Consider the following 16,370-nt stretch of genomic DNA (forward strand, 5'->3'; position numbering starts at 1 on the left):
AAGAAATCCCTCCTTATTTTTATTAGAAGTTTTGACCTGAACATTTTGCTGTTTTAACATTATAGTTACCACATCTCAATGGAGCTCTCCAATCTGAAATCAAATCCTTACTACCTGGCAAGAAATCACTCCATGCATCACCTACAACAGTATCTGGTGTTTGCCATACAGTCTCAAATTGACCATCTTCTTGAATCTCTCCAATAAGCACTGGTTTTGTTAAGTGATGATTTGGCATCATAGTTGCAGTACCACCTGTTAGGTTAGGAACAGAAACACCTACCATAGCATCTACTACTGCATCAGTGTCGGTTGTTCCAGCTTTTTCAACTGCTTTAACCCACATATTGAAACCTATATACGTAGCTTCCATAGGGTCATTTGTAACTCTTTTTGGATCTTTTGTATATTTTTTCCAATTTGCAATAAACTCTTCATTTATATCAGCTTCTGCACTTTGAAAATAGTTCCATGCAGCAAGATGTCCTACTAAAGGTTTTGTATCAAGCCCTGAAAGTTCTTCTTCACCTACAGAAAATGCAACAACAGGGATATTTTCAGCGCTTATGCCTTGATTTCCAAGTTCTTTATAAAAAGGTACATTTGCATCTCCATTTATTGTAGATACAACGGCTGTTTTTTTACCAGCTGAACCAAACTTTTTGATGTCTGAAACTATACTTTGCCAATCAGAATGTCCAAATGGTGTATAGTTCACCATGATATCACTCTCTTTGACACCTTTTGCCATCAAATAAGCTTTTAAGATTTTATTTGTTGTTCTTGGATACACATAATCTGTTCCAGCAAGAACCCATCTTTTAGCTCCAACTTCATTCATCAGATAATCCACTGCAGGAATTGCTTGTTGATTTGGTGATGCTCCTGTATAAAACACATTTTTAGAAGACTCTTCACCCTCATACTGCACAGGGTAAAATAAAACTCCATTTAATTCTTCAATAACTGGAAGAACTGATTTTCTTGAGACTGATGTCCAACAACCAAATGTTACATCTACTTTATCTTTTGTCAATAGTCCTCTCATTTTCTCAGCAAACAAAGGCCAATTTGATGCAGGATCAACTACTACTGCTTCAAGTTTTTTACCTAAAACACCACCTTTTTTGTTTTGCTCATCAATGAGCATCAAGACAGTATCTTTAAGTGTAGTTTCTGAAATCGCCATTGTTCCAGATAAAGAGTGTAATACACCAACTTTAATTGTATCTGCAGCTTGTGCTACAAGTCCCATACCTACTATAGCAGCAATTGCAATGCTGCGAGATAATAATTTAACCATACTTTCCTCCATTTATATTTTTCAAGTATTTAACTTTGATAAAAAATTATACATTTAAAAAGATAATTTTAAATCAAAATATTGATTAAAAATTAATCATATAAAAAATTGGGGGGTGTAAAACTATTGGTAGTAGAATTTTTTGTATATTCAAGTATAGTTATAAAATGAAATTGTAGTATGCTATAATAATTTTTAATTGAATTTTATACTTTATTAGCAATAGGGATTTATAAATCCCTATTTAGATGTAAGCATTTTAATCTCTCTTTGAGGAAATGGTATAGAGATTTTTGCACCATTTAGTGCATTTAAAATTTGAAGATTTACATCATACTGTGTTTTAAAAAAACTTTTTGTTGGAACCCAATAACGATATCCTATATCGATAGAACTCTCGCCAAAGTTTTCAATACCTATGATATGCTCTTGTTCGTCAGATACATCTTTACATGTAGCTATTGTTTGTCTAATCAACTCTATAGCTTTTTCTACATCACTATCATAAGCGATACCAACGCTTCCTTCTACAATACGTCTTTCAAAAGAGTTAACTAACACATCTCCAATCATATACTTATTTGGGATTGTTATCTGTTCTTGGTCTTCATTTCTTAAAACTGTATAAGCTAATTTTATATCTTCTACTTCACCATAGACATCATGGACAGTTATAGTATCACCTATTTTAAAAGGCTTAGTTGCTACAAGCACAACTCCTGCTGCAAAGTTTGCTACACTTCCTTGCAAAGCTAAACCAGCAGTTAAAGAAAGAGCACCTAAAGCTGCAACAAAAGGCCCTATAGAGATACCTAGTTTACCTAAAGCCAAAATACCCATCATAACGATGATAAGAAGCCTAACAAAGTTAGCTACAAAACCACTAAGAGTTTCATCTATTTTCGTTTTTAAAAGGTTATCTACCATTTTATATGCATATTTAGACACAAATATACCTATAAGAAATATTATGATTGCACCTAAGATTTGAAAACTATAGTTAGTGATAAACTCTATAACTACATCATAAAACTTTGTTACACTTTCTAACTCTTTGTCCATGAAAAGCTCCTATTTGTTTCATTTCATTTTAACTTATCTTGCTTTAGGAAATAATAAATAAGCAAGCAAAGAAGTTGTGAACATACCTATAGAAACCGAACTCAACGACGTATCATGAAAAAGTGATACACCTGTTGCAACTACTGCTCCAACACTAAAATTTAAAACTCCGATAACCGCTGTTGCCGTCGCTGCATTTTTAGAGAAGTTTTCTAAGATAGTCGCTGTTAAATTACCAAATATTATTCCTAACATACTAACATGAGCAGTTAAAAGTATAAACATAACGGTTAAAGATGGATGTGCTAAAGCGATTACAAGGGCTAATGCAATAATCAGTTGCATAAAAACACCAAATTTTATGATAGAGACTGTCTCATACTTTTTTAAAAGTCTTAAATTTACTCGTGCCATTATCATAACAAAAATAACATCTGCACCAAAAAACAGTGGAAACCAATCTGTACTTACTTTAAAGTACTCAATATATACAAAAGCTGATTTACTTATAAAAATAAACATCCCTGAAAATATAATAGGAAAAACAAGTATAAATGGTTTTGCATCCTTGTTTGTCAAAACATTTTTATATGATTCAAGTATATTTTGTTTCACATAAGTAAATGTCTCTTGCAAGTTTAAGTATACAAGAACAAACACAACTAAAGTATAACTTCCTAAAAAAACAAAAATAGCTTTCCAAGAAAAAAAATGAAGTATAAAAGATCCAATAGCAGGTGCTAACAAAGGTGCAAGCATACTAATAGTACCTATGATAGTAAATATCCTACTTGCTTCTTTACCACTAAACATATCTCTGACACTTGCATTTGCATTGACAACTATGAGTCCACCAAAAAACGCCTCTATGACTCTTAGTATCCACAGCTCATAAACTGAAGAGCTAAAAATAATCATAAAACTAAAAACTGAAAATCCAAAGAGTCCAACCAAAGAAGTTTTACGCCTACCAATCCTATCTGATATAGCTCCGCCAAAAAGCTGTCCTGTCGCAAAGCCAAATAAAAAAAGTGTTAAAGTAAGTTCTATCTTATCTATACTAACGACAAAATACTCAGCAATGGATGGTATAGATGGTATATATGTATCTATTGATATAGGAGCGATTGAGGAAAGTGCTGCTAATATAACTATTAGCAGCTTGTGGTTTTTTGTGTTTATAATAAACTACTCATTGGCAAGACTTTTACTTTCTCACCTTTTTTTATAAGTTTTGTAGGTTGCTCTATCCTTAAAAGTGCACTTCTTTCAAGCATATTGGTTAGTATAGCACTACTTCCTAATTTTTTACCATCCAAATTCACATAAAATTTACCATCACGAAGGACCAAATTACATGCTGTAAACTCAGTAAAACGAGATCGTTTTTTATAATCTTCTTCTATGATAGCTTCTATGTATTGGCTCTTTACATGTAAACCTTGCATAGCTTTTAAAAGTGGTAAAACATACAAGAAACACATAACAGCCGAGCTATAAGGAAATCCAGGAAGTGCAAAGATATATTTGTTTCCTATTTTTACTATTTTTATATGTCTTCCAGGTTTTACACTAGCACCATCTACTATATACTCTGGCTCCATACCTTTTATAATCTCTTTTACAAAATCATAATCCCCAACACTAACTCCACCAGTTGTTATGACTATATCGCTGTGTTTTAAAGCTTCTGTGATTTTGTTTTTGATCAAATCTTTGTCATCTTTAGCGATGCCCAATCTATTGACTTCTGCCCCATTTGCTTTTACAATTGCTTCAAGAGTTACATGGTTTGAACTTCTAATCTGTGCTTGTGATGTTTTAACTTCTCCAATATCAAGAATCTCACTTCCCGTTGCGAGTATACTAACAAGAGGTTTTGAGTAAACTGGAACTTGAATCTTACCAATCTCAGCCATCACACCAATCTCAGCAAAACCAATCTTTGTTCCTTTTTTTATAAGAACTTCACCCTCAAAATAGTTCTCTCCAACAGGACGAACAGCAAAACCTTTACTAACAGGCTCTATGATTTTCACCTCATCACCATTTACTTCCACATTTTCAATAGGAATCAAAGTATCACTGCCATCACTCATGAGTGAGCCTGTAAAAGTTTTAACACAAGTGCCTTCTTTTACAACTGTACTTATGTCAGTTCCAGCGGGAACAAAATCAGCAAGTTTTAAAACACCTTTATCTTGATCAACATAGCGAAAAGCATAACCATCCATAGAAGATGTTACATGTAAAGGTGAGTTTTCATTTGCTACTATATCTTCTGCTAAAATCATATCTTGAGATTCTGTTAAAAAAACATTTTTAACTAAAGTCTCTACTCCATGCATCGAAGTAACTAAATCTTCTATCGTTTCATCATAATCTTTGAATTTCATTTTAACAATCCTGCGCCTTTTAAAGCTGTGCTTCTCTCTTTTGCATAAACTCTTTTACCATCAATCAAATCATACTTCCAAATAGGAGCTGATGCTTTAAAATCTTCAACAAACTCATTTATAAATCTTAAAGCAACTTTTCTTTGTGGACTAACTACTGCACTAATATAAGAGCTTGTATGATTTGGAACATCTCCTTTTGAGTGAGCCATCAAAAGATAAGCGCCCTCTTTGTTGGCTTTTTCTTGCCAAGCATCAAACCAACTTTTTAGTATCGGTTCATATATATCAAAACTAAGTCCACTAATACCATCTTCATCTCTTACAATTCCTACAAATGGAATGAAAGCTCCATAGTTTTTATCTTTCATTTCATTGTACCAACGATTTAAAATCTCTTCTACATGTAAACTTCCATCATGTAACTCTAAACTCATATCAACCTCCACAAACTGGTGGTAATAAAGAGATTTTATCACCTTTTTCTATCTTTGTATCGAGTGAGCAAACTAGTGTATCATTTATGGCTACTGCACAAATCTCCAACCACTCTTGCAACTCTTTATCATCTTTAAAAATCTCTTTTAACTCTTTAAGCGAACTAACATCAACTTCAATCGTATCTCTATTTAAAGGTCCTAAAAATTCAACTTTTGCCATAACTTATCCTTTGTTACTTATATCTTTTATATCGTTTATCAGTTCGTTTATTCTATTTTTGTGAGAATCCCAAGAAAATACAAATCTATTTGAGTCCCCAATAAAAGCATAAAATATCCAACCTCTTTTTCTTAATTCTACTTCAATTTCAGGCTTAAACTTCAAAAAAACTTCATTTGCATCAACTGGATTTACTACGCTAACTCCAGCAATATCTTCAACACTACTTGCAAAGTATTTTGCCATTTCATTTGCATGCTTTGCATTTTTAAGCCAAACATCATTTTCTAAAAGTCCTAGCCATTGAGCTGAGATAAACCTCATCTTTGAAGCTAATTGACCTGCTTGTTTTACTCTGTATTCAAAATCTTCAGCCAGTTTTTTATCAAAAAATACTACAGCTTCACCAAAAGCCATTCCATTTTTAGTTCCACCAAAACTTAAAACATCAACTCCAGCTTTCCACGTCATTTGTGCTGGGCTTACACCTAAGCTCACTAAAGCATTAGCAAATCTAGCACCATCCATGTGAATTTTTAAATTATGCTTGTTTGCTACCTTTTTTATAGCTTCGATTTCTTTAACACTATAAACCACTCCAACCTCATTTGATTGAGTTATACTTATAACTTTTGGTTTTGGATAGTGAATATCTACTCTTTTAGTTGCTAACTCTTCAATACTTATAGGATTTAATTTTCCATATTCCCCTCTTCCTAAAAGAAGTTTAGAGCCATTTGATGAAAATTCTGGTGCGCCACACTCATCAGTTTCTATATGAGCTAGTTCATGACATAAAACACTATGATAAGATTGACACATAGAAGCAAGTGAGAGTGAATTTGCCGCAGTTCCGTTAAATACAAAAAATACTTCACAATCACACTCAAAAATTTCTCTGATTTTCTCAGATGCCCGGTGTGTAAATTCATCATTCCCATAAGCAGGAGCTGTACCTTCATTTGCCTTAACTAATGCTTCCATTACCTCAGGGCAAATTCCAGCATAGTTATCACTTGCAAATTGCTCCATTTTATTTTCTCCTTGTTTATACTTCACCTTTTTCTTTTAATGGATTATACCAAAAATACTTTAAGTTGCTTAGTGTTATAATCAATTTCTTTTTTAAGATAAAACAAATTAATAGGTATCATAAGAATGATTTTTGGAAAAATAGATTATATTAACCTTCTGCCTTTTCATGTTTATCTAAAGCAATCCTCTTTTACAAACTCTTTTAAAAAAGCTTGTGAATATAAAAAATCATATCCTTCAAGTATAAATAAAAAATTTAAAAAAAGAGAAGTTGACGCAGCTTTCATATCTAGCATAGAAAGTAATAAAAAATATATAAAAACTTTAGATTTAGGAATAGTAGCAAAAAAAAATGTAAATAGTGTTTTAGTCAAAAAAAATACTAAATCTCAAAATGACCCCCATTCTGCGACATCCAATGCGTTAGCTAAAGTCCTACATGTAGAGGGTGAAGTTTATATTGGAGATAAGGCATTAAAGCTATATTTAGAAAATCCAAGTGATTATATTGACTTAGCAAGTGTGTGGAATTGTAAATATAATTTACCATTTGTCTTTGCTAGGCTTAGTGTAAATAAACATTTTAAAATTTATAAAAAAATATCAGATAACTTTAAAAACAAAAGGATTAAAATACCGCAATACGTTTTAAGAAAGTATGCTAATGAACGTAAGATACCACCCAATGAAATCAAAAAGTATCTTACCTTGATTAGCTATGAAATAGGCAATAAAGAGAGGAGGGGATTAAAACTCTTTTTAAAAAGAGCCAAATTCCTTAACTTAGTATAAAAATCACTACGCTAAGGCGTAATAAAAAAAGGAAAATTATGTCAGTTCAAAAGTATATTGACAAGGTTATGAAGAGTACAATCGAAAGTACTCCAGGGCAAACAGAGTTTTATCAAGCAGTTGAAGAGGTGTTGATGACACTTGAGCCTCTTTTACATGCTGAGCCAAAATATGATCATCATAATATATTAGAAAGAATTGTAATTCCTGAGAGACAAATTTTATTTAGAGTTTGTTGGATGGATGATGCTGGTAAAATCCAAACAAATATAGGTTACCGTGTACAATTCAACTCTGCAATTGGACCATACAAAGGTGGTTTAAGATTTCACCCAAGTGTAAATCTAGGTATTATCAAATTCTTAGGTTTTGAGCAAATCTTTAAAAACTCACTAACAGGTCTTCCAATCGGTGGTGGTAAAGGTGGATCTAACTTTGATCCAAAAGGCAAGAGTGACGGAGAAATCATGAGATTCTGTCAAGCATTTATGACTGAACTTTCTAAGCATATTGGTGAAACTGTTGACGTTCCTGCTGGAGACATTGGTGTTGGTGGACGTGAAATTGGTTATATGTTTGGTCAATACAAAAGAATGACTAATAGATTTGAAGGTGTACTTACTGGAAAAGGTGTAAACTGGGGTGGAAGTTTAACAAGAACTGAAGCTACAGGATTTGGTTCAGTTTACTTTGCTGAAAACATCTTAAATAAAAAAGGCGATTCACTAAAAGGTAAAACTGCTACAGTTTCAGGAAGTGGTAACGTTGCTATTTATACTATCCAAAAACTTTATGATATGGGAGCAAAACCTGTTACATGTAGTGATTCAAGAGGTATGATTTATGATAAAAATGGAATCGATTTAAATACTTTAAAAATGATAAAAGAAGTCAATAGACAATCTCTTGAAGAGTACAAAAAAGTTCATCCAGAAAGTGAGTATATCCCTGTTCAAAAATATCCAGAAAATACAAATGCTGTATGGGCAGTTCCTTGTGATGTTGCTTTCCCAAGTGCAACTCAAAACGAACTTAACTTAAATGATATTAAAAACTTACATAAAAATGGATGTATATTAGTTAACGAAGGTGCAAACATGCCTTCAACTCCAGAAGCAATTGACTTTATGCTTAAAAACAACATCCTTTATGGTCCAGCAAAAGCAGCAAATGCTGGTGGTGTTGCTACAAGCCAACTTGAAATGAGCCAAAATGCAAGTATGCAAAAATGGTCATTTGCAGAAGTTGATAGCAAATTAAGAACTATTATGAAAAATATCTTTGATTTATCTTATGAAACTTCAAAAGAGTTTGGTGACGAAGGTAATATCATGATGGGCGCAAACATAGCAGGCTTTAGAAAAGTTGCTGATTCTATGATTGACCAAGGTGCTGTATAAGATTAAATTTAAGAGGACTTTTTAAAAGTCCTCTTAAAATTTTTAGGTATTAAATACTCTATCTCCTGCGTCGCCAAGACCTGGAACTATATATCCATTATCATTTAACTTTTCATCCATACATGCTATAAACACAGGTACATCTGGATGGATTTTAGAAAATTTCTCAACTCCTTCAGGTGCTGCAACTAAAGCTATAAATCTGATATCTTTTACGCCTTTTTCTTTCAAAAAATTAACAGCATCAATAGCAGTTCCGCCTGTTGCAAACATAGGATCGATTATAATTGCTGTTCTGTTTGCATGATCACTAGGAAGTTTAGCATAGTAAAATTCTGCCTCTAGAGTTTTTTCATTCCTTTGAAAACCCAAAAATCCAACACTAGCATCTGGTATAAGTTTAAATATACCATCTAACATACCAAGTGCTGCCCTTAAAATTGGGCAAATCATTAATTTAGTATCAAGTTTTTTACAGTTTGCTTTTGCAACTGGAGTTTGAACTGTAGTGTCTCTTAATGGAAGATCTCTTGTAGCCTCAAAAAGCATCAAATAAGAAATCTCATCAACTAATAATCTAAAATGAAAAGGATCTGTCTTTTCATCTCTTAGTATTGAGAGCTTATGCTCTATAAGTGGGTGTTTTATTATATTTATATTTTTCATTTTTTCTCTATTGCCTCAAACATATCTTTTGTTACTTCTTCAACATCTTTTGTACCATCAATCTCTACCATCACACCTTTTTGTTTGTAAAAATCAAAAAGTGGTGCTGTTTGAGCATGGTAAGCCTCTAATCTACTTTTAACAGTTTCGGCATTATCATCTTTTCTAACTATCAACTCCCCGCCACAATAATCACAAATATTTTCTTTTTTGCTAGGATTAAACTCTACATGAAAAGATGCACCACAATCTTTACAAACTCTTCTTCCTGTAATTCTTCCTACAATTAGTTCATCTGGAACATCAAGTGATATTACTTTATCTAGTTTTATACCAAGCTCATTCATAAGTTCATCCAAAGCCTTCGCTTGTGGAAGAGTTCTTGGAAATCCATCTAATATAAAACCTTTTTTACAATCATCTTGGCTAAGTCTATCTTTGATAATACCAATGATAGTAGAATCAGGAACAAGTTTACCTTCATCCATGTATTTTTTAGCTTCTAGTCCCATTGAAGTATTATCTGCAATCGCAGCTCTTAGTATATCACCTGTTGAGATTTGAGGTATGCCATACTTTTCTATCAAGTACTTAGCTTGTGTACCTTTTCCAGCACCAGGTGCTCCAAATACCATTAAATTCATAGGAAACTCTCCTTTTGTTGTTTGACGTTAGTATATAAAAATTGTATTTAATAAGAGATAAGATGAGGAATTTATATGAGGTAGTATAAACTACCTCATAAATTTAAATATTATTTTCTTTCTGATTCTACTTGGTATACTAGTTTTGAATGATATGCGTCAATATCAAAACTATCATCAACTCTTGCAACACCATCTTCGATTGCTGCTTTTGCAACTGCAGTTGCAACCCATGGAAGAACACGTCTATCAAATGGCTTTGGAATGATATAATCAAGACCAAATTTCAAATCAGCTCCATTATAAGCTTCTTTTACATACTGAGGTACGTCTTCTTTTGCAAGTGCAGCAAGTGCCTTAGCCGCTGCCATTTTCATACCTTCTGTAACTTTAGTTGCTCTTACATCTAAAGCACCTCTAAAGATAAATGGGAAACCTAAAACATTGTTTACTTGGTTAGGATAGTCACTTCTTCCTGTTCCCATCATAACATCATTTCTTACCTCTTGTACTTCTTCAGGAGTGATTTCTGGTACAGGATTAGCAAGAGCAAAAATGATTGGATGAGAATTCATAGATGCAACCATCTCTTTTGTTAAAATTCCAGGAGCTGAAAGTCCTAAGAACATATCTGCACCCTTCATAGCATCTGCTAAAGTTCTATCTTCAGTTTCAAGTGCAAATTCTGCTTTGTATTTATTTAAATCATCTCTTCCACTATGAATAACACCTTTAGAATCAACCATAACAATATGATCAGCTCCTAAAAGCTTGTACATCTTAGCACAAGCAATTCCTGCAGCTCCCGCGCCACTTACTACTATTTTCATATCATGGATATTTTTGCCACTAATCTCAAGTGCATTTATAAGACCAGCACTTGTAATCATAGCAGTTCCGTGTTGGTCATCGTGCATAACAGGAATATCTACTGCTTCTTGTAGTTTTTTCTCAATCTCAAAACATTTTGGAGCTTTAATATCTTCTAAATTTATTCCACCAAAAGTTGGAGCTAATGCCTTGCAGATTTCAACAATTTTATCTGGATCTTTTTCATCAAGTTCTATGTCAAATGCATCAACATCTGCAAATACTTTAAAAAGTACACTCTTACCTTCCATAACTGGTTTTCCAGCTACTGCTCCAATATCACCTAAACCAAGAACTGCTGTTCCATCACTAATAACAGCAACTAAATTACTTTTATTAGTATATTTAAATGCTAATTCTTTATCTTCAGCTATTTCTCTACAAGGATAAGCAACCCCTGGAGTATAAGCCATAGATAAATCTCTTGCTGTATCACAAGGTGTTTTTACATCTATCGCTATTTTACCACCTACGTGATATTCTAAAGATTCTTCTTTAGTAACCTTAATTGACTTTGCCACTCATTACTCCTTTTTTTATCAAGTTATCAATTCTCTTGATAACATCTTTTAAGCCTACTATACTTAAAACATCAAATACACTAGGACTCACCGCACTCCCTACTATTGCAATTCTAATTGGCTGAGCTATATGTTTTAGCTTCAAACCATTCCTTTCTAGAATTTTATCTGCTATATTTTTAAAATCATCAGCACTTTTCAAATCACTTGTTTTTTTTAACTCTTCATTAAACTCTTTTAAAAGTTCAATTGATTCTGGCTTTAAAAATTTGTTTACTGCTTTTTCATCGTAACTTGTTGGCTCATCTATTATAGAACTAGCCATTGCGTTAAGTTCAAGCATATCTTTTGCTCTATCTCTTAAAAGATTTATCAATTCTTCTTTTTTCGCATACCCACTTAAATCCAAATCATACTCTTTTAAAACTTCTACCAATCTGTCTACATGTAAAGTTTTAATATATTGTGCATTTAACCACTGAAGTTTGTCTAAATTGTAAGCTGAAGCTGATTTGTTTATATCATTTGGATCAAAAAGCTCTAACATCTCGTTCATACTAAAAATCTCTTGGTCTCCATGACTCCAACCAAGACGAACAAGAAAATTAATAAGTGCTTCAGGTAAAAATCCTAGTTTTTTATACTCCATAACATCCATAGCGCCATCTCTTTTTGAGAGCTTTTTACCTTGTGGATTTAGTATCATTGGAACATGATAAAATTTTGGAATATCAAATCCTAAAGCATTATAAACTACTATTTGTTTTGGAGTATTTGAGAGGTGATCATCTCCTCTTATAACATCACTTACTCCCATCAAGGCATCATCAATTGCCACAACAAAATTATAAAGTGGACTTCCATCAGCTCTTGCTATTACAAAATCATCTAAAACATCTTCTACATTAAATTTTACTTCACCCTTAATGCCATCAACAAAACTAATCTCTCCACTTGTTGGAGCTTTTATCCTGATAACTGGCTCAATTCCTGCTGGAGGAGTGCCTTTAAAATCTCTATATCTTCCATCATATCTAGTTCGCTCTTTATTGGCTTTTTGCTTTTCATACAACTCTTCTCTTTCTTCGGGTGTCATATAGCAATAATATGCTTTTTTTTCATCTAAAAGTTGTTTTATATATTTTTTATAAATATCAAATCTTTCAGATTGATAAAAAACTTTATCATCATAACTAAGCCCAACCCAATCAAATGCTTCAATGATAGCATTTGTTGCTTCTTGTGAGTTTCTCTTTAAATCTGTATCTTCAATTCTAAGAAGAAATTTACCATTGTTTTTTTTAGCCCAAAGGTAACTATAAAGTGCAGTTCTAAGTCCTCCAATATGCAAATATCCTGTTGGAGATGGTGCAAATCTTGTTATTGTCATATATGTATTTCCTTAGTAAATGACGTTAATACTTTGTATTTTATCAAGTTTTAATGTCAAAATTATGTATAAATTAAAAAGTTAAGATTTTATCAAAAGATTTTTAGAAATTTAACTTTAAATTTCTAAAAAAAATGTTATCCTTTTATGTTATATTATATAAATTTTTTACTTAACAAAGGATTATTGGTGAAAACAAGTTCACGTATTTTAGTATCTCTAGCGCTTTGTAGCACGCTTGGATTTTCAGGTATCGTCTCAGGTGTATCAATCATCATAAACAAAGAGCCTATTACTCTATATGAAGTTTATAAGTATTCTAAAAAATATAATTTATCTAAAAAAGAAGCACTTGATGTACTAGTAAGACAAAAGCTAGAAAATGCGCAGATAAAAAAACTTAGAATTAGTGCAAGCGATTTTGAGGTAGATAACTACATAGAAAAGATAGCTACTCAAAACAATATGAGCCCATTTGAGTTTTTAAACATGCTAAAAGAAAAAGGTATTGATGAAGACCAATATAGAAAAGATTTAAAACAAAAGATAAAAGTAGAAAAATTATATGCTCAAATTTACAGAGAAAAATTAACAAATATCAAAGAAGATGATGTTAAAAGTTTCTATGAAAAAAACTTAGACCAATTCAAAATTGCAAATAAATTTGATGTTGTTATTTATAGCTCTAAAAATGAAGAAGATTTAAAAGCTTTAAAGAAAAACCCTATGCTAAAGCCAGAAGGAATTCAAATAAAAGCTGAAACTCTTACATCAAATAAATTAAACGACCAACTAAAAGCACTTTTAAGCGCAACAAAGGATGGAACTTTTACAAATATCATAAATTTAGGTGGAAATCCAACTATGATTTATGTAAAATCAAAAGCAGATATAAAAACTATACCGTTTGAAAATGCCAAAAACAATATATACAGACTTTTATCAAATAAACAAGAACAAGAAGCTCTAAAAGATTATTTTGAAAAGCTAAAAGCTTCAGCCAATATCCAAGTTATTAGAAATCCAAGCTAGAAGAAATAATTTGGGAGTTTAAAAACTCCCAAATTATTTAAAAACTGACCTTACGCACTATATATAGTACTTGATGTTTTTTGCAATACTTCATTGGTAGGCAAAAAGTTGAAAAGCTACCCGTAGGTAACTTGAAATTTTTTAACGCCTGGGGGTAGTGTTGCAAAAAGCACCCAAATGGTAAAACAATAAGGCATTATTTGGCATCGTTAGATTTTCTCACCTTAGCTTTGGCTAGGCCTTCAAAAATCTGCCTTGCATATAACGCCTTCTTGTTTTATCAAGAACTATGTATAGTGCATAAGTTCAGTTAAAATTTTGAAAGATAATTTGTATCGAAATTATTGTTTATAAAATCTTCATTTTCCATCATTTTAAGATGAAAATCTCTGACTGTTTTAATCCCTTCAATCTGAAGTTCACTTAGAGCATTTTTCATTTTTGCTATTGCTCTATCTCTATTTTCAGCCCAAACAATGAGCTTCCCAATCATAGAATCATATGTAGGAGGAACATTATATCCTTGATATATGTGAGAATCTATCCTAACATTTCTCCCACCTGGAGCTACATACTTTGATATTTTACCAGGACTTGGGATAAACCTAACAGGATCTTCAGCTGTGATTCTACACTCGATTGAATGACCTTTTAACTCAATGCTATCTTGAGATGGTAACTCTTCACCTTCAGCAACTTTTATCATAAGCTCTATTATATCAACTCCACTTACCATTTCGCTTACACAGTGCTCGACTTGAAGCCTTGTGTTCATCTCCATAAAGTAAAAGTTCTTATCAGCATCAAGTAAAAATTCAAATGTTCCAGCATTTTCATATTTTAGATATTTTGTAGCTTTAACTGCAACTGCATGCAAATTAGCTCTTGTTTCTTCATCCAAAGCAATTGCAGGAGACTCTTCGATAAGTTTTTGATGTCGTCTTTGTAAAGAGCAATCTCTCTCACCGATATGAATAGCATTGCCATGGCTATCACCGATAACTTGAACTTCAATATGGCGAGGATTTTTAATATATTTTTCCATATACAAAGTACCATCACCAAAAGCAGTTTCACTTTCACTTTGAGCTGATAGAAATGAGACTTCTAAATCTTCTTCTCTTTCAACAACTCTCATTCCTCTTCCACCGCCACCAGCACTTGCTTTTACAATCACTGGATAGCCTATCTTTTTAGCTAATTCTTTTGCTTCATTAACATCACTCAAAGCGCCTTCACTTCCTTCTATCACAGGAACTCCGGCTTTTTTCATTACCTCTTTTGCCTTGCTTTTATCACTCATCAAAACCATTGCATCAACAGAAGGGCCTATAAATTTGATATTGTGATGTCCACAAATCTCAACAAAAGTTTGGTTTTCACTTAAAAATCCATATCCAGGGAAAATTGCATCACATCCACTGATTTCAGCTGCACTGATAATAGCAGGAATATTTAAATAACTTTGGCTACTAGGAGCATCTCCGATGCAAATAGCTGCATCAGCATATTGTAAATAAAGAGCATCTTTATCAGCAGTTGAGTAAACAGCTACTGCAATCTTACCCATCTCTTTTATAGTTCTAATTGCCCTAAGAGCTATCTCACCTCTGTTAGCAACAAGAATCTTGTTTATCTTAGCCATATCTTTTATACCTTCTGCACAACAAACAACGGCATATCAAATTCAACAGGCTGACCATCTTCTATAAGAATTTCTACAATTCTACAATCAAACTCAGCTTCAATTTCATTCATGATTTTCATAGCTTCTATAATTCCTACAGCCTGTCCTTTTTTAACAACGCTACCAACTTTTACAAATGGCTCAGCTCCTGGTGCTGGTGCTTTGTAAAAAGTTCCTACCATCGGAGACTTGATACTAAGTTCATCTTTAACTTCTTTTTTATTAGGAGCTGGCGCTTCACTTGAGCTAGCTGGAGCTTGTGGTGCAACAACTTGCGTTGGAGTAGCAACAGTAGTTGTAACTGCACTATTTTCAAAACCTTTTTGTAATTCTATTGAAAAATCACCATTTTTAATTTTTACTCTTGATAATTCACTATTATCAAAAAAACGCATTAAATCCTTTATTTCTCTATTTGTCATGCAGTATCCTTATTTATATTAAAAAATTCTTTACATTTTAGCAAAATTTGAATTAATCTTTTATTTGTTCAATTATGACCCCATTATCTTTGATAAATTTAGTAACAATCTTTGAATTGGTATGCTCGTATGATTTATCATAAACAATCCTTTTTATGCCACTTGCAATGATGTTTTTACTACAATCACTACAAGGCTCAAGCGTTACATAAATCGTAGCACCTTTTATACTTATACCCTCACGTGCTGCCCAAATGATAGCATTCATCTCCGCATGGATTTCATAAGTCTTACTCCATTCATGATGCTCATTTGTATACTTACCATCCCAATAATCACAACAATTTACATAGCCTGAAGGAGTACCATTGTAGCCTGTACTTAGAATCCTTCCATCTTTTACAATAACTGCTCCAACCTGTTTTGAAACACACTTACTAGCTCTTGCAATTTCGTGAGCTATGTTTATAAAATTTTTATCATTTAACAT

Annotated in this window: 17 protein-coding genes; 3 read left to right on the top strand and 14 right to left on the bottom strand. The window is 32.6% G+C overall.

Features of this window, described 5'->3' with window-relative positions:
- Positions 1-22 precede the first annotated feature (22 nt).
- The 7 genes from urtA to ACKGJI_RS10835 all read right to left on the bottom strand — a co-directional run bounded on the left by urtA (position 23) and on the right by ACKGJI_RS10835 (position 6,453).
- Positions 23-1,303 (bottom strand): urea ABC transporter substrate-binding protein, encoded by a 1,281-nt coding sequence (gene urtA, locus ACKGJI_RS10805; RefSeq protein WP_458700316.1) that lies wholly within the window; start codon positions 1,301-1,303, stop codon positions 23-25.
- A 240-nt stretch (positions 1,304-1,543) separates the two neighbouring features.
- Positions 1,544-2,365: a mechanosensitive ion channel family protein gene (locus tag ACKGJI_RS10810; RefSeq protein WP_458700317.1), complete on the bottom strand. Its 822-nt coding sequence runs from the start codon at positions 2,363-2,365 to the stop codon at positions 1,544-1,546.
- A gap of 33 nt (positions 2,366-2,398) precedes the next feature.
- Complete coding sequence (locus tag ACKGJI_RS10815) at positions 2,399-3,550, bottom strand: multidrug effflux MFS transporter (protein WP_458701722.1); 1,152 nt, start codon at positions 3,548-3,550, stop codon at positions 2,399-2,401.
- Positions 3,544-4,761 carry a molybdopterin molybdotransferase MoeA gene (locus ACKGJI_RS10820; RefSeq protein ID WP_458700318.1) on the bottom strand — a complete coding sequence of 406 codons (1,218 nt, stop codon included), beginning with the start codon at positions 4,759-4,761 and terminating at the stop codon, positions 3,544-3,546. Before ACKGJI_RS10820 ends, ACKGJI_RS10815 begins: the two co-directional genes overlap by 7 nt.
- Positions 4,758-5,198, bottom strand: a complete 441-nt coding sequence (locus ACKGJI_RS10825; protein WP_458700319.1) for a molybdopterin synthase catalytic subunit — start codon at positions 5,196-5,198, stop codon at positions 4,758-4,760. Before ACKGJI_RS10825 ends, ACKGJI_RS10820 begins: the two co-directional genes overlap by 4 nt.
- A 1-nt stretch (position 5,199) precedes the next feature.
- Positions 5,200-5,421: a MoaD/ThiS family protein gene (locus tag ACKGJI_RS10830; RefSeq protein ID WP_458700320.1), complete on the bottom strand. Its 222-nt coding sequence runs from the start codon at positions 5,419-5,421 to the stop codon at positions 5,200-5,202.
- 3 nt (positions 5,422-5,424) lie between these two features.
- The gene (locus ACKGJI_RS10835; protein WP_458700321.1) at positions 5,425-6,453 is read right to left on the bottom strand and encodes a threonine aldolase family protein; all 1,029 of its coding nucleotides are present in this window, start codon (positions 6,451-6,453) and stop codon (positions 5,425-5,427) included.
- Between the two features lie 126 nt (positions 6,454-6,579).
- Here ACKGJI_RS10835 and ACKGJI_RS10840 point away from each other — a divergent pair, with 126 nt between their 5' ends.
- Positions 6,580-7,248, top strand: a complete 669-nt coding sequence (locus ACKGJI_RS10840) for an MqnA/MqnD/SBP family protein (RefSeq protein WP_458700322.1) — start codon at positions 6,580-6,582, stop codon at positions 7,246-7,248.
- Positions 7,249-7,286: 38 nt separating this feature from the next.
- Positions 7,287-8,648 carry an NADP-specific glutamate dehydrogenase gene (gene gdhA, locus ACKGJI_RS10845; protein ID WP_458700323.1) on the top strand — a complete coding sequence of 454 codons (1,362 nt, stop codon included), beginning with the start codon at positions 7,287-7,289 and terminating at the stop codon, positions 8,646-8,648.
- A gap of 42 nt (positions 8,649-8,690) precedes the next feature.
- Here the strand turns inward: gdhA and upp are convergent, their stop codons facing one another.
- From upp to gltX, 4 genes are all read right to left on the bottom strand, one after another.
- Entirely contained in the window at positions 8,691-9,314 is a 624-nt protein-coding gene (gene upp, locus ACKGJI_RS10850) for a uracil phosphoribosyltransferase (protein ID WP_458700324.1), read from the bottom strand.
- Complete coding sequence (locus ACKGJI_RS10855; protein ID WP_458700325.1) at positions 9,311-9,958, bottom strand: adenylate kinase; 648 nt, start codon at positions 9,956-9,958, stop codon at positions 9,311-9,313. Before ACKGJI_RS10855 ends, upp begins: the two co-directional genes overlap by 4 nt.
- A 110-nt stretch (positions 9,959-10,068) precedes the next feature.
- Complete coding sequence (locus ACKGJI_RS10860; RefSeq protein WP_458700326.1) at positions 10,069-11,349, bottom strand: malic enzyme-like NAD(P)-binding protein; 1,281 nt, start codon at positions 11,347-11,349, stop codon at positions 10,069-10,071.
- Complete coding sequence (gene gltX, locus ACKGJI_RS10865) at positions 11,333-12,739, bottom strand: glutamate--tRNA ligase (RefSeq protein ID WP_458700328.1); 1,407 nt, start codon at positions 12,737-12,739, stop codon at positions 11,333-11,335. Before gltX ends, ACKGJI_RS10860 begins: the two co-directional genes overlap by 17 nt.
- A 189-nt stretch (positions 12,740-12,928) precedes the next feature.
- Between gltX and ACKGJI_RS10870 the strand changes: the two genes are divergently transcribed.
- Positions 12,929-13,771, top strand: a complete 843-nt coding sequence (locus ACKGJI_RS10870) for a SurA N-terminal domain-containing protein (RefSeq protein WP_458700329.1) — start codon at positions 12,929-12,931, stop codon at positions 13,769-13,771.
- Between the two features lie 310 nt (positions 13,772-14,081).
- On the opposite strand, the gene ACKGJI_RS10875 is transcribed toward ACKGJI_RS10870, so the two are convergent.
- Genes ACKGJI_RS10875 through ACKGJI_RS10885 form a run of 3 tightly spaced genes read right to left on the bottom strand, consistent with a single transcriptional unit; the run spans position 14,082 to position 16,370 of the window.
- The gene (locus ACKGJI_RS10875; RefSeq protein WP_458700330.1) at positions 14,082-15,416 is read right to left on the bottom strand and encodes an acetyl-CoA carboxylase biotin carboxylase subunit; all 1,335 of its coding nucleotides are present in this window, start codon (positions 15,414-15,416) and stop codon (positions 14,082-14,084) included.
- Between the two features lie 5 nt (positions 15,417-15,421).
- Entirely contained in the window at positions 15,422-15,880 is a 459-nt protein-coding gene (gene accB / locus ACKGJI_RS10880; protein ID WP_458700332.1) for an acetyl-CoA carboxylase biotin carboxyl carrier protein, read from the bottom strand.
- Between the two features lie 52 nt (positions 15,881-15,932).
- Positions 15,933-16,370 (bottom strand): deoxycytidylate deaminase, encoded by a 438-nt coding sequence (locus ACKGJI_RS10885; protein ID WP_458700333.1) that lies wholly within the window; start codon positions 16,368-16,370, stop codon positions 15,933-15,935.

Source organism: Sulfurospirillum sp. 1307, from assembly GCF_054408545.1.